The 21,344-nt window shown below is 66.4% G+C and carries 21 protein-coding genes and 1 pseudogene; 8 read left to right on the top strand and 14 right to left on the bottom strand.

The window, feature by feature from the left end:
• Positions 1 to 113: 113 nt before the first annotated feature.
• Complete coding sequence (locus ACVWYO_RS03095; protein ID WP_457348731.1) at positions 114 to 386, bottom strand: UvrB/UvrC motif-containing protein; 273 nt, start codon at positions 384 to 386, stop codon at positions 114 to 116.
• Positions 387 to 392: 6 nt separating this feature from the next.
• Entirely contained in the window at positions 393 to 1,526 is a 1,134-nt protein-coding gene (locus ACVWYO_RS03100) for a GNAT family N-acetyltransferase (RefSeq protein ID WP_457348732.1), read from the bottom strand.
• Positions 1,527 to 1,609: 83 nt separating this feature from the next.
• On the opposite strand from ACVWYO_RS03100, the gene ACVWYO_RS03105 reads away from it, so the two are divergent.
• Positions 1,610 to 2,062: a DUF2721 domain-containing protein gene (locus ACVWYO_RS03105; protein ID WP_457348733.1), complete on the top strand. Its 453-nt coding sequence runs from the start codon at positions 1,610 to 1,612 to the stop codon at positions 2,060 to 2,062.
• A gap of 77 nt (positions 2,063 to 2,139) precedes the next feature.
• Here the strand turns inward: ACVWYO_RS03105 and ACVWYO_RS03110 are convergent, their stop codons facing one another.
• Complete coding sequence (locus ACVWYO_RS03110) at positions 2,140 to 3,717, bottom strand: amidase (RefSeq protein ID WP_457348734.1); 1,578 nt, start codon at positions 3,715 to 3,717, stop codon at positions 2,140 to 2,142.
• A 525-nt stretch (positions 3,718 to 4,242) separates the two neighbouring features.
• Positions 4,243 to 4,797, bottom strand: coding sequence for a hypothetical protein (locus ACVWYO_RS03115; RefSeq protein WP_457348735.1), 555 nt, complete (start codon positions 4,795 to 4,797; stop codon positions 4,243 to 4,245).
• A 190-nt stretch (positions 4,798 to 4,987) separates the two neighbouring features.
• On the opposite strand from ACVWYO_RS03115, the gene ACVWYO_RS03120 reads away from it, so the two are divergent.
• On the top strand, positions 4,988 to 5,356 hold the full coding sequence (locus ACVWYO_RS03120) for a PRC-barrel domain-containing protein (RefSeq protein ID WP_133186673.1): 369 nt from the start codon (positions 4,988 to 4,990) through the stop codon (positions 5,354 to 5,356).
• On the opposite strand, the gene ACVWYO_RS03125 is transcribed toward ACVWYO_RS03120, so the two are convergent.
• The 3 genes from ACVWYO_RS03125 to uvrB form a co-directional block, all read right to left on the bottom strand.
• Positions 5,353 to 5,751, bottom strand: coding sequence for a HigA family addiction module antitoxin (locus tag ACVWYO_RS03125; RefSeq protein WP_457348736.1), 399 nt, complete (start codon positions 5,749 to 5,751; stop codon positions 5,353 to 5,355). The genes ACVWYO_RS03120 and ACVWYO_RS03125 overlap by 4 nt on opposite strands.
• Positions 5,645 to 5,926 (bottom strand): type II toxin-antitoxin system RelE/ParE family toxin, encoded by a 282-nt coding sequence (locus ACVWYO_RS03130; RefSeq protein WP_457348737.1) that lies wholly within the window; start codon positions 5,924 to 5,926, stop codon positions 5,645 to 5,647. The genes ACVWYO_RS03125 and ACVWYO_RS03130 overlap by 107 nt, the downstream gene beginning before the upstream one ends.
• A gap of 98 nt (positions 5,927 to 6,024) precedes the next feature.
• Complete coding sequence (gene uvrB, locus ACVWYO_RS03135; RefSeq protein WP_457348738.1) at positions 6,025 to 8,232, bottom strand: excinuclease ABC subunit UvrB; 2,208 nt, start codon at positions 8,230 to 8,232, stop codon at positions 6,025 to 6,027.
• 81 nt (positions 8,233 to 8,313) lie between these two features.
• Here uvrB and ACVWYO_RS03140 point away from each other — a divergent pair, with 81 nt between their 5' ends.
• On the top strand, positions 8,314 to 8,877 hold the full coding sequence (locus ACVWYO_RS03140) for a DUF3617 domain-containing protein (protein WP_457348739.1): 564 nt from the start codon (positions 8,314 to 8,316) through the stop codon (positions 8,875 to 8,877).
• Positions 8,878 to 8,921: 44 nt separating this feature from the next.
• Here the strand turns inward: ACVWYO_RS03140 and ACVWYO_RS03145 are convergent, their stop codons facing one another.
• The 5 genes from ACVWYO_RS03145 to ACVWYO_RS03165 all read right to left on the bottom strand — a co-directional run bounded on the left by ACVWYO_RS03145 (position 8,922) and on the right by ACVWYO_RS03165 (position 12,631).
• Positions 8,922 to 9,377: a hypothetical protein gene (locus ACVWYO_RS03145; RefSeq protein ID WP_457348740.1), complete on the bottom strand. Its 456-nt coding sequence runs from the start codon at positions 9,375 to 9,377 to the stop codon at positions 8,922 to 8,924.
• A gap of 156 nt (positions 9,378 to 9,533) precedes the next feature.
• Positions 9,534 to 10,454, bottom strand: a complete 921-nt coding sequence (locus ACVWYO_RS03150) for an EamA family transporter (RefSeq protein WP_457348741.1) — start codon at positions 10,452 to 10,454, stop codon at positions 9,534 to 9,536.
• A 31-nt stretch (positions 10,455 to 10,485) separates the two neighbouring features.
• Complete coding sequence (locus tag ACVWYO_RS03155) at positions 10,486 to 10,779, bottom strand: type II toxin-antitoxin system RelE/ParE family toxin (protein ID WP_457348742.1); 294 nt, start codon at positions 10,777 to 10,779, stop codon at positions 10,486 to 10,488.
• Positions 10,767 to 11,039 (bottom strand): CopG family ribbon-helix-helix protein, encoded by a 273-nt coding sequence (locus tag ACVWYO_RS03160; protein ID WP_457348743.1) that lies wholly within the window; start codon positions 11,037 to 11,039, stop codon positions 10,767 to 10,769. Before ACVWYO_RS03160 ends, ACVWYO_RS03155 begins: the two co-directional genes overlap by 13 nt.
• A 74-nt stretch (positions 11,040 to 11,113) precedes the next feature.
• The gene (locus ACVWYO_RS03165) at positions 11,114 to 12,631 is read right to left on the bottom strand and encodes a fumarate hydratase (protein ID WP_457348744.1); all 1,518 of its coding nucleotides are present in this window, start codon (positions 12,629 to 12,631) and stop codon (positions 11,114 to 11,116) included.
• Positions 12,632 to 12,771: 140 nt separating this feature from the next.
• Here ACVWYO_RS03165 and ACVWYO_RS03170 point away from each other — a divergent pair, with 140 nt between their 5' ends.
• Positions 12,772 to 14,877: an EAL domain-containing protein gene (locus ACVWYO_RS03170; protein ID WP_457348745.1), complete on the top strand. Its 2,106-nt coding sequence runs from the start codon at positions 12,772 to 12,774 to the stop codon at positions 14,875 to 14,877.
• Positions 14,878 to 14,914: 37 nt separating this feature from the next.
• Here ACVWYO_RS03170 and ACVWYO_RS03175 read toward each other — a convergent pair whose 3' ends face one another.
• Entirely contained in the window at positions 14,915 to 15,595 is a 681-nt protein-coding gene (locus ACVWYO_RS03175; RefSeq protein WP_457348746.1) for a hypothetical protein, read from the bottom strand.
• A 122-nt stretch (positions 15,596 to 15,717) separates the two neighbouring features.
• Between ACVWYO_RS03175 and ACVWYO_RS03180 the strand changes: the two genes are divergently transcribed.
• The 4 genes and pseudogenes from ACVWYO_RS03180 to ACVWYO_RS03195 all read left to right on the top strand — a co-directional run.
• A complete protein-coding gene (locus ACVWYO_RS03180) occupies positions 15,718 to 16,377 on the top strand; it encodes a response regulator (RefSeq protein ID WP_140851706.1) in 660 nt (219 codons plus the stop codon).
• A gap of 172 nt (positions 16,378 to 16,549) precedes the next feature.
• Entirely contained in the window at positions 16,550 to 17,980 is a 1,431-nt protein-coding gene (locus ACVWYO_RS03185) for an ATP-binding protein (protein WP_457348747.1), read from the top strand.
• 401 nt (positions 17,981 to 18,381) lie between these two features.
• Positions 18,382 to 20,322: a ribonucleoside-diphosphate reductase subunit alpha gene (locus tag ACVWYO_RS03190; protein ID WP_457348748.1), complete on the top strand. Its 1,941-nt coding sequence runs from the start codon at positions 18,382 to 18,384 to the stop codon at positions 20,320 to 20,322.
• A 253-nt stretch (positions 20,323 to 20,575) separates the two neighbouring features.
• Positions 20,576 to 20,908: pseudogene (locus ACVWYO_RS03195) on the top strand (endonuclease domain-containing protein); the annotation flags it as partial.
• A 168-nt stretch (positions 20,909 to 21,076) separates the two neighbouring features.
• On the opposite strand, the gene ACVWYO_RS03200 reads toward ACVWYO_RS03195, so the two are convergent.
• Entirely contained in the window at positions 21,077 to 21,337 is a 261-nt protein-coding gene (locus tag ACVWYO_RS03200; RefSeq protein ID WP_457354843.1) for a DUF2171 domain-containing protein, read from the bottom strand.
• Positions 21,338 to 21,344 lie beyond the last annotated feature (7 nt).

The raw sequence follows: 21,344 nt of genomic DNA on the forward strand, positions 1-21,344 counted from the left end.
ACGACCGTCACCCCGGCCTTGTGCCGGGGCCCACCGGGAAGCGCGCGCCGCAAACGCAGTACGCGCGTCACGGTGGGCCCCGGCACAAGGCCGGGGTGACGAAGGCGCGCCAATCACCGCTTGCGCGAACGCCCCTTGGTCATAGGATCGGGCTTGACCGGCTTCTTCCAGCCCGGCGGCGGGGTCATCCGCTGTTGGCTCGTCCCCAGCCCCATCGCGCCGGGTTGCTGGCGGGTCAGACCTACCGTTTCAGCCTCGGCAGCGTCGTCGGCGCTGGCGCCACCGCGCAACAGCGCGAGCCGGTCGCGCAGCCGCCGCGCCTCTTCGAAATCGAGCGCTTCCGCCGCGACTTCCATTTCAATACGAACGCGTTCGATCTCATCCATGCAGCCCTAAACGCCGCGAGACGCGCTTGGCTCCAGCCTGCGCACCGACCGCAACCCTATCCCTGCGGAATTCCCACTCGCCGCCCATGGCCCCCTGAACATCGCCCCGACAAACGCCGGCGCCCCCGGCCGCACGAACAGCCAGTCGCGGATCGCCGGCCCCCGCTCCGCGCCGAGCGTCGTCTTGTAGCCGCTGTCGCCCGCGCCCCAGTCGACACTGCGCATGCCCGCGTCCCGCGCCCGCATGAGATTGCGATAGGCGAGCAGCTTGCCCGGCGAATGCTTGGCAAACGCCGGGTCGTAGCTGTTGGCGATCGCATAGCGCGTCGTCCCCGCGTCGAGATCGAACGAGAAGGCCGCGGGTGCCCCGTCGACGCTCAGCACCGCCGCCGACAGCATCCGCGCCAGCACCGGATCCCGCGCCGCCTCGCGCCAGAACGCGCCGTGTCCCGTCGCGGTGAACTTGGCGTCGCGCCCGTCGGTCTTCGCGGCGATCCAGCTCTTCTGCTCGACCGCAGCGAGCCAGTCGAACCCCGCATCCCAATTGCCAGCACCCAGAAACCCCCAGTCGAGCGGGCCATGCTCGGCGAGGTGTTTTTCGTGGAAGCGGTTTTTGCGCAGCGTCGATCCGCGCGGCCAGTCGGGCTGCTGCAGATCGAGCACGAAACTGTTCGCGACAAAGCGATCGAGCACAGCCCACCCCTTTGCCCGCGCGCGCGGCACCAGCGCGTCGAGCGCCGGATCGCCGTCGATCACCGGTCCGATGCGCAGTGCATTGATGCTGCGCGCCAGCGTGTCGAGCAGCGCATCGACCGCGGGTACATCGACCTGGCAGTGGATCGGAAAGCTGCGGAACGGCCAGTAACTGCCCGGCACGCTCGCCAATCGCGCGAACGACGGGCCGACTCGCACGAACGGCAACGCGATCACCGGCACGTCATCCTCCTCGACGAGGATCGTGCGCGCCGCGCCACCATAAGCGGCGAGCGCTGCCGCATACCAGGCGTAGCGCAGAAATGCATGGCTCGGCGCCGCCGCCTCGGCGACGAGGTCGATCGCGCCCGACAGCCCGGCGCCCACGCTCGCACGCGTCGGCGACGGCAGGCGGGTAAACTCCGAGAGCAGCATCGGCTTGGTCATCGCGCCGAGTCTAACGCCGCGGGGTTACCAATCTGTGGCCAACGCCTTGCGCCCGCGCCGACCACATCGCACAAAGGGCCATCATGAATCCCTACCCCGCCGTCTCGACGATCGCCCAGACGATCCAGCTGTCGCTCTCGCCGATCTTCATGCTCGCGGCGATCGGCCAGTTGCTCAACGTGCTCGCCGGGCGGCTGGCACGCGTCGTCGATCGCGCGCGCGTGGTCGAGGAATGGCACCCGCTGTCGAGCGGACCCGAGCACGATCGGCACGTCTGGGAATTGCGGCTGCTCGACCGTCGCATGACGGTGATCAACCGCTCGCTTGTGCTCGCCGTGTCGAGCGCGGCGATGACGTGCATCGTCGTCGCCTTGCTGTTCGTCGCCAGCCTGTTCGCGCTGCATATCGGCACCGTTGTCGCGGTGATCTTCATCGTCGCGATGGCTTTGCTGATTGCCTCGCTGTTCGGCTTCCTGATCGAGGTGCGGATTTCGCTCTCGGCGATCCACGTCCGCGACGAACTGCTCGAACGCTGAGGCGAAAGGGGCGCCTCGAACGGGCGCCTCCCCTTTTTGAAGGGTGCCTCCCCTCCCTGGAAGGGAGGGGAGTAAGTTCAACGAGCGCCCTCCAACCCAGGCCCGGCATCATTGATTGCCGCATAGCCGGGCGCGACGCGCGCATGCGCCGCCTGCTCATAGACATAGCCCGCATTCAGCACGCTCTGGTCGGCCCACGCGGTCGCGATGAACGACAGCCCGACCGGCACGCCACGCACCAACCCCATCGGCACCGTCAGATGCGGATAGCCCGCGACCGCCGGCAGCCCGGCAGCACTCGGCCCCTCGCCGCCATCCCCCGACACCGTGTCGGACAGCCACGGCATGCCGTAGGTCGGTGCGACGATCAGTGTTGCGTTGGCGCTGGCGAGCATCGCGTCGATCCCCTCCTTGCCCGCCAGCCGCAGCGATTTCGCGCGCGCGCCGAGATATTCGGGATCGGCCAGTCCCCGCGTCTGGTTGGCCACCTCGAAGGTCTCCTGCTGGAAAAATGGCATCTCGCGCGCGGCCTCGGCGCGATCGAACGCGATGACATCGGCCAGCGTGCGCGTCTTTACCGCCTGCGGTGTCGTCGCCAGATAGGTGTTGAGATCGGCCTTGAGCTCGGCGTGCAGCACCAGCGATTCGGCCTCGCCGAGCCCGTCGAGCTTGGGCGGCACGACATCGACCAACACCGCGCCCTGCGCCTTCAGCACCGCGAGCGCTGCAGCATATTTCACCTTGAGCAGCTCGGACATCTCGGGATGCAGCACCGCGACACGTACCCCGGCGAGCGAGGCGCTTGCCAGCGGCGCCGCAAAATCATGCGCATATTTGGCCGTACCCTTGGTCGCCGGATCGGCCGGATCGACCGCGATCAGGCCGTTGAACAGCAACGCTGCGTCGCGCACGCTGCGCGCCATCGGGCCCGGCGTATCCTGGCTATGGCTGATCGGCACGACATGCGTGCGGCTGATCATGCCGAGCGTCGGCTTCAATCCGACCAGCCCGTTCATCGCCGACGGGCACACCACCGAACCGTCGGTCTCGGTCCCGACCGCCACCGCAGCGAAGCTCGCCGCCACCGCCGCACCCGATCCGCTCGACGATCCGCACGACGTCCGATCGAGCGCGTACGGGTTGCGCACCAGCCCGCCGACCGCGCTCCACCCGCTCATCGAATGCGTCGAGCGGATATTGGCCCATTCGGACAGGTTGGTCTTGCCGAGGATCACCGCGCCCTGCTTGCGCAGGCTCGCCACCAGCGGCGCGTCGCGCAGCGTGACATTGTCCTTGAGCGCAAGGCTCCCCGCGGTGGTCGCGATCGGATCCTTGGTCTCGATATTGTCCTTGATCAGCACCGGCACGCCGTCGAGCGGCCCGAGCGGCTTTCCCGCCTTGCGCCGTGCGTCGGCGGCGCGCGCCTGCACGATCGCATCGGGATTGGTCGCAATCACCGCGCGTAGGGTCGGCCCGGCACGGTCCATCGCGGCGATCCGCGCGAGATAGGCCTGGGTGATCGCCGCACTGCTCGTGCCCGCCGCCATCATCGCCTGGACCTGATCAATCGATTTTTCGGCAACGTCCGGAAGCGTATGCGCATGCGCGGTTCCAGCGAGAACGGTCGAAAGCAGCAGCGACAGCGGTAAGCGCATCTTGGTCTCCGGTCGAGCGACGCAGCCAGACCCGCGCGCGTCCCGCGATCATGGGTCATCAGCGCATCGGCGACAAGCAGATCGTCACCGTCAAACCGCACAATCTCGACGCCTGCGCGCGCCGATCCCAGACATGAAAAGAGGCTGCCGATGCCCTTATCGAGGACATCGGCAACCTCCTGACATGGTCAGCGGCCGGAAGCTCCAGCTTAGAGGACCATGCGTACCGCAAAGCCTCGACGCTTGGTGGCGTTGATTGGGGAAGAATACCCCCCGCCCCAATGTCGCAGGACTAGCCTTAAAGGCCTAGCGGTGCGTCCTCCGAACGAACTGAACCGACCCCATTGCTGAACCATGAGACATCGGATCACCTCCTTTCGCTAGTTAAAACAGCGTGACCAGGCCTGGTCACGACTCGTGTTTGAATCATATTTTTAGGTGAAACAAGTCTTGTAATATCGGCATGTTTGGACGATTCTCTTCCGCCTGCCCGAAGCGCATTTGCCAGCGCCGCGTGACGCTCCCTCAGCGGCGGCAATCCTCGGTAACGCGACCGACTTCGGCCCACGCCGGAACGACCAGCGTCGGCATCCCCGCCTGCTCGACCAGGAACCGCCCGCGGCTGAACGCCATCGCATCGAGGATCGGATCGCGCGGGGTCAGCGCGGTCGCGACATAGGCGGGCGCGGCACCGGTCGGCTGGACGGTGACGCTGCGCGCCAGGCTCGACGTGCGCAACGTGAACGGGCCGCTCGCCTGCCCCTGACGCGAGAGATACACCATGTTGGTCTGGCGGTCGCAGCGCAGCGTCAGCACCGCATCGACACCCGGCGTCCCGAACAGCGCGATCGATCCGCGCGCATCGATCCGGTAGCTCCAGTCGCCGGGCGTCACCGGCCAATCGCGCCAGTCGGCGGCTTGCGCGACGGGCGCGGGCGGCGGCGGGACCGGTCGTAGCGGCGCGACGCGGGGCGCGACGGCGCGCGGCGGCGTGGGAGCGCCGACGCACCCGGCCAGCACGACGAGCGTGGCGACCACGGCGAAGCGTGCAGGGGCGAAGCGAGTGGGAATCAGCGACATGGCTGGTCTATGCGGCAAGCGACCGCCGTGCTCAACCGCCCGCACCGGCTCCCACCCCGAATCCGCGTCCGCTCGCACCGACGATGCGCGCAGCCGCACGGGAACCCGCCCCCGGGGTGCAATCGTTCAAGTCCCAGGGAACCGAGGCGGCACACGCGCCGTTACGATCGCGACACGAAGGATGTGATTCATGGCCCAGACCGAACCGACCCAATTGCTGCTCCAGTCGAACAAAGCCGACACGATGCCGATCCGCAGCCGCGACGGCGACAAGATCGGCACGCTGTTCTCGCTGATGGTCAACAAGCGCACTGGACGCGCGGTCTATGCCGTGCTGTCGATCGGCGGCTTTCTCGGCATGGGCAAGGCGTACTATCCGATCCCCTTCTCGCTGCTCGCCTTCGATCCGGTCAACGACACCTATGTCGTGACGATCGACCGCCGCGTGCTCGAGGGTGGCCCGAGCTGGGCGGCGAATGCGCCAGAGTTCGACCAGGCCTATGCCGACCGGGTTTCGAAATATTACGATGTGGCGGGTGAGGATTTGTCGCTCGGTTAAGCGGCGCGCGGGACGATCCGGTCGAGTGCGCCGTTCAGGGCGCGCTTGGCTTCGACGATTTCGTACCGGTCCTGAAGGCGCAGAAAAAAGCCCTCAGACATACCGAAATAGCGGCCAAGGCGCAGATCAAGATCGGCATCGACCGGACGAACGCCTTCGATCACCTCGGTGATTCGCTCGGTCGCGACTCCGATACCGTCAGCAAGCAGCTCGACGCTTAGATTTTCGGGTTCGAGAAATTCACTGAGCAACATCTGGCCAGCATGCTCATTCTCGAGCCAATCCGGATTAGTGATCGTCTGCAATTTCGACGTCATATGCGTCTCCGTCCTTCCAGACGAAACATATACGCCATTGGTCGTTAATTGAAATGCTGTGCTGGCCCGCCCGATCATCCTTCAGCGCATGGAGCCGGTTCCCACGCTGATTTCCAAGCTCGTCGAGTGACTGAGCCGCATCCAAAACCGTAAGCTTACGCATCGCGCGTTGCTGGATGTCGGGCGGTAGCTTTCGACTACGCTCTCGGTTCCACACTCGCTCGGCATCAGGGTCGGCGAAAGATCGGATCACGACTCACATCCTATGCTTGCTGTTTACACAACAAGCTCGTGAAGGAGTTCAGCCGAGCCTTGAATCGACTTTACTACAAATGCCGCTTCGTCGCAAAATCACCGCGCCCGCCGCGAACTCCCCGCCATCCCGGCCCGCATCTTCTGGCTTTTGCCATAGCGCGTCTTGCGCGTGCCCGGCTTGCCTTCGTTCGAACGCCCCATAACCGGCGCCTTCTGCTGATCAACCGGCAGCCCGAGCTCTTCCTGCTCCAATTGCCGGATTTCGTCGCGCAAGCGTCCAGCCGTCTCGAACTCGAGATCGGCCGCCGCCGTCCGCATCTGCTTTTCCAGATCCTCGATATACGCGCGCAGATTGTGACCGACCATGTGCGGCCGGTCCTCGTCGATTTCGATCGTCACCTGGTCGCGCTGCGACACGTCCTGGATGATGTCGCCGATGTTGCGGCGGATCGTCGTCGGGGTGATGCCATGCTCGGCATTGTAGGCAAGCTGCTTCTCGCGCCGCCGCCCGGTCTCGTTCATCGCCCGCTCCATCGAGCCGGTGATGCGATCGGCATAGAGGATCACGCGCCCGTCGACGTTGCGCGCCGCGCGGCCGATCGTCTGGATCAGCGACGTCTCCGAACGCAGGAACCCCTCCTTGTCGGCATCGAGGATCGCGACCAGCCCGCATTCGGGAATATCGAGCCCCTCGCGCAGCAGGTTGATGCCGATCAGCACGTCGTACACGCCGAGCCGCAGGTCGCGGATCAGCTCGATGCGCTCCAACGTCTCGACGTCGCTGTGCATGTAGCGGACGCGCAAGCCCGCCTCGTGCATGAACTCGGTGAGATCCTCGGCCATGCGCTTGGTCAGCGTCGTGACCAACGTGCGATAGCCGAGCTCGGCGGTCTTGCGCGCCTCGACGATCAAATCCTGCACCTGCTCCTCGACCGGCTTGATCTCGATCGGCGGATCGATCAGCCCGGTCGGGCGGATCACCTGTTCGGCGAACACGCCGCCGGTCTGCTCCATCTCCCACGCGCCCGGCGTCGCCGAGACATAGGTCGTCTGCGGCCGCATCGCGTCCCATTCGTTGAAGCGCAGCGGGCGATTGTCGATCGCCGACGGTAGGCGGAAGCCATACTCCGCGAGCGTCAGCTTGCGGCGGTGATCGCCGCGCGACATGCCGTTGATCTGGCCGACCGTCACGTGGCTCTCGTCGACGAACAGCAGCGAATTCTCGGGCAGATATTCGAACAAGGTGGGCGGCGGCTCGCCCGGCATCCGACCGGTGAGGAAGCGCGAATAGTTCTCGATGCCAGCGCACGATCCCGTCGCAGCGATCATCTCGAGATCGAAGTTCGTCCGCTGCTCCAACCGCTGCGCCTCGAGCAATTTGCCCTCGGGCACCAGTTCCTTAAGCCGCTCGGACAATTCGAACTTGATCGCCTCCATCGCCTGTTTGAGCGTCGGCCCCGGCGTTACATAGTGCGAGTTGGCATAGACGCGGACCGAGTTGAGGCTCGCGATCTTCTTCCCCGTCAGCGGATCGAACTCGACGATCTCCTCGATCTCGTCGCCGAAGAACGAGATCCGCCACGCAGTGTCGTCATAATGCGACGGGAACAGCTCGAGATTGTCGCCGCGTACGCGGAAATTGCCGCGCTGGAAGGCGGCGTCGTTGCGCTTGTACTGCAACGCGACGAGCTTGCGCACGATCTCGCGCTGGTCGACCGTCTGCCCCTTCTTGAGATCGAAGATCATCGCCGAATAGGTCTCGACCGAGCCGATGCCGTAGAGGCACGACACCGAGGCCACGATGATGACGTCGTCACGCTCGAGCAGAGACCGGGTGGCGGAATGCCGCATCCGGTCGATCGCCTCGTTGGTCGAGCTTTCCTTCTCGATATACGTGTCCGAGCGCGCAACATACGCCTCGGGCTGATAGTAATCGTAGTACGACACGAAATATTCGACGGCATTGTCGGGGAAGAACGACTTCATTTCCCCATACAGCTGCGCCGCCAGGATCTTGTTCGGCGCGAGGATCAGCGCGGGGCGCTGCACCGCCTCGATCACCTTGGCCATGGTGAAGGTCTTGCCCGAGCCGGTCACGCCGAGCAGCACTTGGTCGCGCTCGCCCGCCTGCGTCTGCGCGACAAGTTCAGCGATCGCGGTCGGCTGGTCGCCCGCGGCGGTATATTCCGACGCTAGCGTGAAGCGCTTACCCCCTTCGGCCTTGGGCGGACGCGCCGGACGATGGGGGACGAAGCTCTGCCCGGTTTCGGGCTCGTCGAGACTGGTGCGAATCTGGATTGCCATAGCTGAGCAATATGGGAAGGAACACCGCAACAGACAACGCACGCCGACCGCCGGTGCGCGCACTCCCGGGGAGATTCTTCTATGTCATTCCGCACGCTGGCCACACTGCTCGCTTTGCCCACCCTCGCGCTCGCCGCCTGCTCGCCCTCGGGCCCGATCAAGCGTCAGGCCGGCAGCTGGTCGCAGAAGATCGAGATCCTCAAGCTCGAGGGCCGCGGCGCGACGCCCGAGACCAAGACGCAGATGCAGAAGATGTTCGATTCGATGGCGGGTACCGCGGTCTGCCTGACCCCCGCTGCCGCCGCGAAGGAAGATTTCGGCAAGGCGATGGAGCAGATGGCGTCGCGCGGCCAGAACTGCACCTTCGACAAGAAGGACGTGTCGGGCGGCACGATCCATGTCGCTGCGACCTGCAAGCAGCCGACCGGCGGCACCGTCAAGATGACGATCGACGGCACCAACAGCGCGACCAAGCAGGACATGACGATGCAGACCGAGGGCTATGCCGCCACCGGCGCCAAGGAAGGCACGATGCAGATGCACATCATCTCGACCCGCGCCGGCGACTGCAAGCCCGGCGACATCACCCCGCCCGACGCGCCGGCGGCAGGGCCCGCGCCGATCGCCCCGGCCGCCAAGCCGTAAGCACCCCCGGCCCCGGCCGTGGCCGGGGCCTTTGCATCGCGGATCTAGCCTATCCGCCGATACGCGACGCGCCACATCGTCCAGCCGATCAGTGCCGCGACCGCCGCCAGGATCAGGCTGGTCGCGATCGCGCTCATCCAGCGATACAGCAAGGTCTGCGAGTCCTCCGGCGGCATCGCGAAGATCCCGAAGCCGTACGTCTGCCCGCCGAGAAACAGCGCGAAACCGGCGAGCGCGCCGACGCTCACCGCCATCCACGGTCCGCGTCGGCCGAGCGCATGGCAGACGATCCAGATCGGTCCCCCGATCGCGACGACCGCCATCGCGGTAATCACCGCGCCGACGAGGAAACCGATCAGCATCGGAAAGGGATCGAACCCGCTGCAGATCGAAACCAGCACTGCGGCGAACAGCCCCCCGACCACGCCCCCCGCCCCAAGCGCGAGCCCTGCGCGATCGAGCGATGCTTCATATCCCGCCGGTGCCAACGATGCTGCCACGTCAGATCCCCCCCGCGCGGGGGTTAGCATCGTCCCGCGCCCGCCCCAAGCAGATCTCGTTACGAATCCGTACCTAGCTTGTCCTGAAATATGCGAGTCGATATCGTACGCCACCCACTCGCTCGATCCGTCGAACCCGCGCACCGCAACTGCGGTTTACAGGCTGCCGATCAAGGCCAGCACGACGCCGATCGCGACCAGCACCAGCCCGGCGACCTCGCTCCGGCTGGTCTTCTCGCCAAGATAGAAATGCGCAAACGCCATTGTGAAGGCGACCTCGATCTGCCCGACGATCCGCACCAGCGCGACCGGCGCCGATGCGAACCCGGTGAACCAGCACGCCGAAGCGACCGACGACATCAGCCCGACCTGCCCCGCGACGCGCCACTGCGCGAAAACGCGCGCGACCTGATCGCGCTCGCGCAGATAGACATAGGCGCCCTGCAGTACGGTCTGCACCGCGACCGTCGCCGCGAGCACGATCAGCGCGGCGCGGATATGATCGGGCGTGCGCACTTCCTGCGTCGCGGCGCGGATGCCGATCGTCGTCAGCGCGAAAGCGAAGCCCGAGGCGATCCCATAGCGCGCCGCCGGCTGCCCGAGCGCGTGCAGGAAGGCGAGCGGCGACATCCGCTTGCCCCCCGTCGACAGGACCATGACGCCGACCACGCCGAAACCGATGCCCGTCCAGGTCGATGCGCTGAGATGATCGCCGAGCAGCAGCACTGACAGCAACGCGCTCTGCACCGCCTCGGTTTTCGAATAGGCCGTCCCGACGACGAAATTACGCTCGCCGAACGCCATCAGCAGGAGGTTGGTAGCGATGATCTGGCCTATTCCACCGCCGAGGCAGAAGGGGAGAAACCACGCGCCGAGCACGGGAAACGGCGCCGGCGCCACGAGGTATTGATACCCGACGACGAGGAGCACCGCGACCGGCAGGCCGTACAGATAGCGCACCAGTCCTGCGGCATTGACCGACAGCGTCCGCGAAACGCGCCGCTGCACCGCCGTCCGCCACGCCTGCAACGCCCCGCCGATCAACGCGGCGGGGAGCCATAATGGGGTGGCGATCACCGGATCTCAGCCCGACCGACCGGAAATGCTTTCAATAGCCTGCCTCTCGTTGATGGCGGAATGCAACGACATAGACGGCGTCGTCCGCCGGGTCATACCGATACAGCGCGACATAACCCGCCGCGCCGAAGCCGATGACCAACTCGCGCAGGTCGGTGTCGTCCCCGTAGGGCCGACCGATCGCCGGATTGCTTTCGAGCAAGCGAAGCTGCCGCGCAATCTCGGCACCGGCACGCTGCGCCGCTTGCGGGCTCTTTTCGGCAAGAAAGGTGCGGCAGCGCGCGATCCCGCGCACCGCGCCTTCCGCGACGATCAGTCGTGGCACTCGGGCGCCTCGCGCTCAGACTCCGAACCCCAGCTTTCGAGCCAGCCGACCGTTTCCGCAGCCGTGAGATGGCGTCCGGTTTCCTGATACGCCGTCCAGGCATCCAACGCCTCTTGCCGGAAACCTTCGCGCGCCTCTTCGCGATCGACATATTCGCGGATCGCCTCGCGCATGATCCAGTGCGCCGAGCGGTCGCGTTGCTGCGCCAGCGCCTGGATCCGGCTTTTCATTTCGGGATCGATCTTGAGCGATGTCGACACGGTATCCACCTCGGTAGTCGGAGGTACTACCTCGTACTAATAGCGGATCGCGAGTTTCCCGACAATCGCCACCGTCACACCAGCAACCCCTCGCGCGCGATCTTCTCCTTCCACACCAGCGGCGCGAGCTGGTGGACATTCGCGCCGGTCGAATCGACCGCCACCGTCACCGGGAAATCCTCGACCTCGAATTCGTAGATCGCCTCCATCCCGAGATCCGCGAACCCGACGACCTTCGATCCCTTGATCGCGCGCGCGACGAGATACGCCGCCCCGCCGACCGCCATCAGATAGGCCGACTTGCCCTCGGCGATCGCCTTGGTCGCATCGGGCCCGCGCTCGGCCTTGCCGACCATCGCAAGCAGCCCCTGATCGAGCATCATCCGTGTGAACTTGTCCATCCGCGTCGCCGTCGTCGGGCCAGCCGGCCCCACCACCTCGTCGCCGACCGGATCGACCGGTCCGACATAATAGATCACGCGGCCCTTGAACTCGACCGGCAGCGGCTCGCCCGCATCGAGCATGTCCCTGATCCGCTTGTGCGCGGCATCGCGGCCCGTGAGCATCTTGCCGTTGAGCAGCAGCCGGTCGCCCTGCTTCCAGCCCTGCACCATCTCGGGTGTCAGCGTATCGAGATCGACGCGGATCGCGGCGCTGTCGGGCTGCCAGTCGACCTTGGGCCATTCGTCGAGCTTGGGCGCCTCGAGGAAGCTCGGGCCCGACCCATCGAGCACGAAATGCGCATGGCGCGTCGCCGCGCAGTTCGGGATCATCGCGACGGGCTTGCCCGCGGCATGGCATGGCGCGTCCATGATCTTGACGTCGAGGATCGTCGACAGACCGCCCAGCCCCTGCGCGCCGATGCCCAGCGCGTTGACCTTGTCGAAGATCTCGATCCGCAGCGCCTCGATGTCGGTCTTCGGCCCGCGCGCCTTCAACGGCCCCATGTCGATCGGCTCCATCAGCGCCTGCTTGGCGAGCAGCACGCAATGCTCGGCGGTCCCGCCGATGCCGATACCGAGCATCCCCGGCGGGCACCACCCTGCCCCCATCTGCGGCAGCATCTCGAGCACCCAGTCGACGATCGAATCGGACGGGTTCATCATCTTGAACTTCGACTTGTTCTCGCTGCCGCCGCCCTTCGCCGCGACATCGACCGAGACTCGCGAGCCCGGCACCATGTCGACGTGGAGCACGCACGGCGTATTGTCCTTGGTGTTGCGGCGCGTGAACGCCGGATCGGCGAGCACCGAGGCGCGCAGCTTGTTCTCGGGGTTGAGGTACGCAAGCCGAACGCCCTGGTCGACGATCTCCTGCAGCGAGCGGCTGGTATCGTCGAAGCGGCAGTCCATGCCCCATTTGATGAAGACGTTGACGATGCCGGTGTCCTGGCAGATCGGGCGATGCCCCTCGGCGCACATCCGCGAATTGGTCAGGATCTGCGCGATCGCGTCCTTGGCCGCCGGTCCCTGCTCGGCGTCATACGCTTCGCCCAGCGCGCGGATATAATCCATCGGGTGGTAGAATGAGATGAATTGCAGCGCGTCGGCGACGCTTTCGATCAGATCGGCTTCGCGGATGATGGTGGTCATGGGGCTACTCCTGTCGCCGCGGCCTTAAAGCCATGTCCGCCGCCCGCCAAGCCGTCCGCCGCACGGCCCCTGAGAGCGATCGCGCTGCGATCGTCCGCATACAAGGATTTTGGAAAGGATCACGCCGTATAGCAGCAGGGATGTACGTCTCGCCGCTTATCCTATCGATTCTTGCCCTCGCGCTCGCGCTGAGCGGCGCCGCCGCCGGCCTGTTCTGGGCGCGCCGGCGCACCCCGGTCGTATATGCCGAATGCGATTCGCGCGATCGCCTTGCCCGGCTGCTGGTCGACGAATTCGAAGCGCACTCGAACGGCTGGTTCTGGCGCACCGATGCCGAGGGTTGCCTGAGCTATGTCTCGGCCAAGGTTGCTGCCGAGCTCGAATCTGCCGATGCGCCCGTGCTCGGCCATCCCCTGCCGGCGGTCTTCCGGATGGACAGCGCCTCGCCCGAAACCGAACGCACGCTCGGCTTCCACCTCGCTGCGCGCACCGCCTTTTCGAATTATTCGGTGCGCCCGGCGAGCACCGCCAAGCTCGGCCGCTGGTGGTCGATTTCGGGTCGGCCGTTCACCGATGAGACGGGCCAGTTCGTCGGCTTCGTCGGCAGCGGCAGCGACCTCACTGAGACGCGCCGCGCCGATGCCGAGATCACGCGGCTCGCATTGTTCGATGGCCTCACCGGTCTCGCCAACCGCCAGCGGTTGCGCCTCTCGCTCGAACAGACGCTGAGCGCGAGCAGCGTCTCGCCGCGCACCAGTGCGCTGTTCCTGCTCGATCTCGATCGCTTCAAATCGGTCAACGATACGCTCGGCCACCACACCGGCGACGCGCTGCTCAAGCAGGTCGCGCAACGCGTCCAGCGCGCGATCGGCGCGGACGGTCTCGTCGGACGGCTCGGCGGCGACGAATTCCAGGTAATTCTGCCCAACGAGACCGACCGCGTCCGGCTCGGCGATCTCGCGCGGCGCGTCATCTTCGACCTGTCGCAACCCTATACGATCGAGGGCTCGGCGATCAGCATCGGCTGCTCGATCGGGGTCGCGATCGCGCCCGAGGACGGCCATGATGCCGAAACCCTCGTCCGCAACGCCGATCTCGCGCTTTATGCCGCCAAGGGCGACGGTCGCGGCATCCACCGCTTCTTCCGCCCCGAAATGCTCGCTGGCGCGCAAAGCCGCAAGCAGCTCGAGGACGATCTGCGCGATGCACTCGCCGCCAACCAGTTCTTCGTCGCCTATCAGCCCGTCGTCAGCACCACGACCGAGCGGATCGTCGGCTATGAGGCGCTGCTGCGCTGGGAGCATCCGACGCGCGGGCTGATCAGTCCCGCCGACTTCGTCCCCGTTGCAGAGGATTGCGGGCTGATCGAATCGATCGGCGAATGGGTGCTGCGCACTGCCTGTCTCGATGCGGCCGACTGGCCGAAGGATGTGCGCGTCGCGGTCAACGTCTCGCCGATCCAGTTCGCCAACCCCGCGCTACCGACGGTCGTGACCTCGGCGCTCGCCAAATCGGGGATCGCGCCGCACCGGCTCGAACTCGAGATCACCGAGGGCGTGTTCGTCGACGAAAACGCCGCGACCGAGCAGATGTTCAAGACGCTCAAGGGCTGCGGCGTGCGGCTTGCGCTCGATGATTTCGGGACGGGCTATTCGTCGCTCGGCTATCTGAAGAAGGCGCCGTTCGACAAGATCAAGATCGACCAGAGCTTCGTGCGGGGTGCTGCGATCGCGGGCAATCGCAACGCCGCGATCATCAAGGCGATCGTCAGCCTCGCCGAGACGCTCGGCATGGAGACGACCGCCGAGGGGGTCGAGAATCACGACGAGATCGCGCTGATCCGCGAACTCGGCTGCAGCCACATCCAGGGCTATGTCTATGGCAAGCCGGCACGCGCGGCCGACGTCCTCGAACAGCTGACAGCAGGCGCCGGCCGTGCGATCGCCAGCGGCTACCGCATCAGTCGCAGCCCGCGTACCGCGATGCTGCGCACCGCACGGATCCAGGCGGGCGACGTCGTCGGCGAGGTGCGGATCCGCAACCTCTCGACGACGGGCGCGATGATCGACGGGATCGATGTCGAGGCCGGGACGGGCGAGCTCGAAGTGTTGATCGAACTGCTCGACGACCAGATGTTCCCCGCCACGCTGCGCTGGGCGGCCGACGGCAAGGCCGGCCTCGCCTTCACCGAGAATTTCAACCTCGACCGCCTCGCGACCCCACCGGCTGCCCGCAAGGCCGGGTGATGCGGCTCCCCTCCCGCTCGGGAGGGGAGCCGCAGCCTCAGCCCGCGCGGTTCGCCGGAGCGGCGGGTGCCGTCGCGGCGGCTGGCGCCGCAGCGGGTGCGGTGGGCGCAGCCGTGCCCGTTGCGGGCGGCGGCGGTGGCGGCGGGGCGTCGTTGGCACCAGGGCCGCCATCGGGTCCGGCGCCCGGACCGCGCGGACCGTGGCGCGGACCATCGGGACCATCGGGCCCGCCCGGACCACCGGGACCACCGGGACCACCCGGACCGTGATGCGGCGGGCCCATCGGGCGCAGCGCGACGACCTTGCCGTCGGCGGCGACGAGGAACGAGGCATGGATCATCCCGCGGCCATAATGGCCCTGGACGGTCACCGCCTGCCCCGTGCTGACGAGGCCGGTGCCATCACCCTGCCGCCCGAGGTCGACCAGCGCCCGACCGCTGCCGTCGGTCAGCACGAACATCGGCCCATAGGTTTCGGCAACGCGGCCGCGCACGCTGATCACGCTGCCGCTATCGGCGAGCGAACGGATCGCCACCGGGTTGAGCGGCGCCATCTCGACCGAGGGGCCGGTCATCTGCGCGATCGTCGCACCGCCACCGATGCCGAGCGCGAGCAGCGCGGCGCCGACGATCGCGGTGCGCACCGGCAGCTTGCGGCGCGGGCGGTGGTCCGCCACGGTGTCGAACGGGGCCTGGGGGCCTTCGATTTGGTCGGTCATCATTGCACTCCTGCTTGGTTGATGACCGCTTTCTACGGGAGCGTCCCGACACCGCGCTGAACTTGTCGGTTCAGTCTCGGTTTAGGCAATCTGCCTAGCGCGCGGTGCAAAGGACTCAGGACATGCGGATATTGTTGGTCGAGGACGACACGGCGCTCGCCGAGGGAATCGCAAAAGCGCTGCGCGCCGAGCATTTCGCGGTCGATGTCGCGGCCAATGGCGAGGATGGCGCGCATCTTGGCGATACCGGCGGCTATGACGCCGCGGTGCTCGATCTTGGCCTGCCGATCAAATCGGGGATCACCGTACTCGAGGAATGGCGCGCCGCCGGGCGCGTGCTGCCCGTGCTGATCCTCACCGCACGCGACGGCTGGTCGGAAAAGGTCGCGGGCTTTCGCGCCGGCGCCGACGATTATCTGACCAAACCATTCCGCGTCGAGGAACTGGTCATGCGGCTCCGCGCTTTGGTGCGCCGCGCGACGGGCAATGCCGCGGCGCGGATCGTGTGCGGCCGCGTCGCGTTCGATTCGCAGACTGGCCAGGTCGAGCTCGACGGCCTCCCGCTGCGGCTCACCGCGCTCGAATGGCGCGTGCTCTCGGCGCTGATGCTGCGCAAGGGCGTGGTGGTCGAGCGACTGTATCTGCTCGACCATGTCTATGAGGGCGATTCGGACCCCGATTCGAACTCGCTCGAGGTGATCATCGGCCGGCTGCGCAAGAAGATCGGCGCCGAAGCAATCGAGACCGTGCGCGGGCGCGGGTACCGGATGGTCGAAGGGTGAGCGCGCTGATCGCCACAATTGCCGCCCTGGCCAGACACGCGCCGCGCCGCCCCTCCAGGGGAGGGGTTGGGGGTGGGGCGGTGTCTCACCGAGCGTGTCGTCCGTTACTTCCCCACCCCAACCCCTCCCCTGAAGGGGAGGGGCTTGCGGGTTGCACGCCTGCCCAGACCCCATGACCCTCCTCCCCCGCTCGCTCTACGGTCGCCTCCTCGTCACCGCGCTCGTCGCCACGCTCGCCGCGCTCGCCTTTGCCGCGGTGACGATCGGCGCGGTGCTCGATCGCTTCGTGATGCACGGGCTCGACGAGCGGCTCGACGCGCAGATCGCGGTGCTCGAGCAAGCCGTCCGCCCCGACGGCACGATCGACCGCGCGCGCCTCGTGCTTGCCGCGCCGTATGCCGATGCCGCCGGCGGCTGGGGCTGGCGGATCGACGCGCCCGGCCGCACGATCACCTCGCCCGCCGCGCCCGAGCTCGACGCGACACGCGTCCCGCCCCTTCCATCCTTGCCCACGCCCGCGACACGTCCGGCGTCCCGGTTAGGCCCGCCCCCGCCCGACGGGCCGCACGACCGAAACCTCGGCCCACCCGACCGCGGCGACCGCGCGCAAGCGCTCGACTGGCGTGGCGTTGACGGCATGCGCCACGCACGCAGCCTGACGCTCGCCACCCCCGCCGGCACGGTGCGCATCACCGCATCGGCGCCGCGCGCGATCGTCGATCGTCCCTTGCGCGCCGCAATGGCGCCGCTGCTCGGCGCGCTGCTCCTGCTCGGCATAGCGCTCGCAACCGCGACGCTCGTCCAGCTCCGGATCGGCCTGCGCCCCTTAAAGACGATGCGCACCGGCCTCGCCGCGATCCGCGCCGGCACCGCGCGAACGCTGCCCGAGGATCAGCCGACCGAGCTCGCCCCGCTCGCGCACGAGATCAACGCGCTGCTCGCCGAAAACGCCGCCGCGCTCGCCAATGCGCGCGGGCACGTCGCGAACCTGGCGCATGGCCTCAAGACCCCGCTCGCCACGCTCGCGCTCGCACTGCCGGCGCATGATCCCGACGGCACGCTCGCCGCACAGGTCGCGCGGATCGATCAGGCGGTGCGCCACCATCTCGGTCGCGCGCGCGCCGCGACGCCGGGCAGCGGGCTGCGCTTTGCAACCCCGCTCGCTCCGGTCGTCGCCGACCTGACGACCGCGCTATCGCGAATCCATGCCGAGCGTGGCGTCACCGCCAGCGCGACGATCGCCCCCGCGCTCAGCGTCGCGGTCGATCGCCAGGATCTCGACGAGCTGATCGGCAATCTGCTCGACAATGCCTGGCGCTTCGCCGCCACGCGGATCGCGGTCACCGCCGCGCCGGCGCCCGACCCGCGCTTCCTCCGCCTGAGCATCGCCGACGACGGCCCGGGCATCGCCCCCGAGGCGCGCACGGCGGCGCTCGCCGCGGGCCAGCGGCTCGACGAACGCGGCGATGGCCACGGCTTCGGTCTGTCGATCGCATACGAACTCGCGACGCTCTATGGCGGGACATTGGTGCTCAAGGCGGCGTCGCTTGGGGGCCTGGACGCGATCGTCACACTACCGGCGGCGCTTTTCGCCGAGGCGTGAAAATATTGTCACGTTCCCGCTTCGGTCTCTTGCGTTTGAGCGAGGCCAGCTTTGACCGCGCGTCGCGCGGGACGGGCTCGCGAGGCCGTCCGCCAAGCGTCGCGGATTAGCGACGAACCGAGTCCCGAATGTGTCATTTACCGTCTTGTGTCCTCGCGCAATCCGGCACAATCTGTAGGGGTTGAGTTCGGGGCCGAACCCAAGAGCTAGTGAATCATGACCCGCAACCCTATATTGCGGTAATGATCTGTCCTGCGATTGTACCGCGGGATGGTCTGTTTTTGTTCTGGCGTTCGCCCACGAAATGCTATGCTGGGAGCTCGCTTCCCGATTCGAACGGATCGGGAACAGAGGCGGTCCCGGTCGACACAGGTTTGAACGAGTTTACAGGGACGCGAAATATGGATTTTCGGGATACCGGGGAAGTGAGTACCGACATGGCCACCGATATGATCGAGGCGCTCGCCGCCGCTGCGGCACCCTCCGACGATGGGAAGGGCACGGCCGACCGCAAGCTCTCCGCGCGTAGCGATTCGAAGGAGATCCATGTCCAGCTCTACCCGGTCGAGGTCGACCATTCGCGCGATGCATTGCTGACCGATTTCGGCAAGGACACGCTCAAGGACCGCTATCTGCTCCCGGGCGAGACCTTCCAGGATCTGTTCGTCCGCGTCGCCTCGGCCTATGCCGATGACGCGGGCCACGCCGAGCGGCTATACGGCTATATCTCGAAGCTGTGGTTCATGCCCGCCACGCCGATCCTGTCGAACGGCGGCACCGGACGCGGCCTGCCGATCTCGTGCTTCCTCAACTCGGTGCCCGACAGCCTCGGCGGCATCGTCGACACCTGGAACGAGAATGTCTGGCTCGCCTCGCGCGGCGGCGGCATCGGCACCTATTGGGGCAATGTCCGCGGCATCGGCGAACCGGTCGGCCTCAACGGCAAGACCTCGGGCATCATCCCGTTCGTCCGCGTGATGGACTCGCTGACGCTCGCGATCTCGCAAGGCTCGCTGCGCCGCGGGTCGGCCGCCTGCTATCTCGACATCTCGCACCCCGAGATCGAGGAATTCCTCGAGATCCGCAAACCCTCGGGCGATTTCAACCGCAAGGCGCTCAACCTCCATCACGGCGTGCTGATCACCGACGCCTTCATGGAAGCGGTCCGCGCCGGCAGCGAGTGGAACCTGACGAGCCCGAAGGACGGCTCGGTCCGCGCGACGGTCGATGCCCGTTCGCTCTTCCAGAAGCTGGTCGAGACGCGCCTCGCCACCGGCGAGCCGTACATCGTCTTCGCCGATCATGTGAACAAGGGCATGCCCAAGCATCACCGCGACCTCGGGCTCAAGGTCTCGACCTCGAACCTGTGCTCGGAAATCACGTTGCCGACCGGCAAGGATCATCTCGGCAACGATCGCACCGCGGTCTGCTGCCTGTCCTCGCTCAACCTCGAGACGTGGGACCAGTGGAAGGACGAGAAGGGTTTTGTCGAGGACGTGATGCGCTTCCTCGACAACGTCCTGCAGGACTTCATCGACCGCGCCGAACCCGGCATGGAGCGCGCCGCCTACTCGGCGATGCGCGAGCGTTCGGTCGGCCTCGGCGTGATGGGCTTCCACAGCTTCCTCCAGGCGCGCGGCCTGCCCTTCGAGGGCGCGATGGCCAAGTCGTGGAACCTGCGGATGTTCCGCCACATCAAGGGCCAGGTGGACGAGGCCTCGATGCACCTCGCGACCGAGCGCGGGCCGTGCCCCGACGCTGCCGACATGGGCGTGATGGAGCGCTTCAGCTGCAAGATGGCGATCGCGCCGACCGCGTCGATCTCGATCATTTGCGGCGGGACCTCGGCGTGCATCGAGCCGATCCCGGCGAACATCTACACGCACAAGACGCTGTCGGGCTCGTTCTCGATCAAGAATCCGTATCTCGAGAAGCTGCTGATCGAGAAGTCGAAGAACAGCGACGCGATCTGGAACTCGATCCTCGAGCAGGGCGGTTCGGTCCAGCATCTCGACTTCCTCGATCAGGAAGAGAAGGATTGCTACAAGACCAGCTTCGAGATCGACCAGCGCTGGCTGATCGAGCTTCAGGCCGATCGCACGCCGTTCATCGACCAGTCGACCTCGCTCAACCTGTTCATCCCGGCCGATGTCGAGAAGTGGGACCTGCTGATGCTCCACTTCCGCGCGTGGGAGCTGGGCGTGAAGTCGCTCTATTACCTGCGCTCGAAGAGCATCCAGCGCGCCGGGTTCGCAGGCGGGGTCGAGAACGACAACACGATCGAGAAGCCGCAATACGAGTTCGAAACGACCGATTACGACGAGTGCCTGGCGTGCCAATGATCCCCCGGATCATTGGCTTCGCGCTCGGCACTCTGGCGTGCCAGTGAGGTGGGAGTAAGTCACCCTCACCCTCCCATTGCTGCCGCAATGGGCCAGTTTCGGGTGAACAGCGCCCAGCGCTGTTCAGGTCATGCCGGGGGCATGACCGACCCGAAACTCCTCTCCCGCTAGGAGAGGGGCTGCAGCGCGCGCCAATTTCCTCTCCCTTTGGGAGAGGAAGGGAGCGGCGAAGCCGCGGAAGGGTGAGGGTGACATGCGACTCTACCGGGATCAGCCTTCTGGCACCGTGACGCGCGCGCGGGACCTTCGACGCAATGCGACCGAGGCGGAAAAGCGCCTGCGCCGCGCGCTGCGCGAGACGTTCCCGCAGCTCAAATGGCGCTTCCAGGTCCCGATCGGCCCTTACTATGCCGACTTCCTGAGCTTCGGCGCGAAACTGGTAATCGAGGTCGACGGCGGCCAGCATAGCGAAGCGGAAGGCTATGACGCTGCCCGCACGCATTTCATCGAAGACGAAGGCTACCGCGTGCTGCGCTTCTGGAACAACGACGTGCTCGCCAACACCGACGGCGTGATCGCCCAAATCTCCCTCTCCCTCCGGGAGAGGAAAGGGGCCCAAGCGAAGCTTGGGAAGGGTGAGGGTGACCGTCCAAAGAAAAAGGGCGCGGCCGACCGCAGCCGTCGCACCCTCATGCTTCCCACCGCTGACGCGGCGGGCCCCTTCCCTCTCCCGATGGGAGAGGGAAAAGTGAGCTTATTTCTCTTCTTCGAACGTCACCGCCACGTCGGCATTGGCGGACAACCGCACCTTGCCGCCCTCGACATCGGCAACAAGGCCGAGCGAGATGTAATGGTGATGCCCTTCATGCGAACCCGAACCCTCGTTGACCTGCGCCCCCGAGTCCTTCTTGGTCAGCTTGATACGACCGCCCTCGACGTGATCGACGGTGCCGACATGGACGCCGTCTGCGCCGATGACTTCGGCATGTTCCTGGATCTGCGATGCGTCGACCATGATGGTA

The organism is Sphingomonas sp. UYP23, from assembly GCF_054059235.1.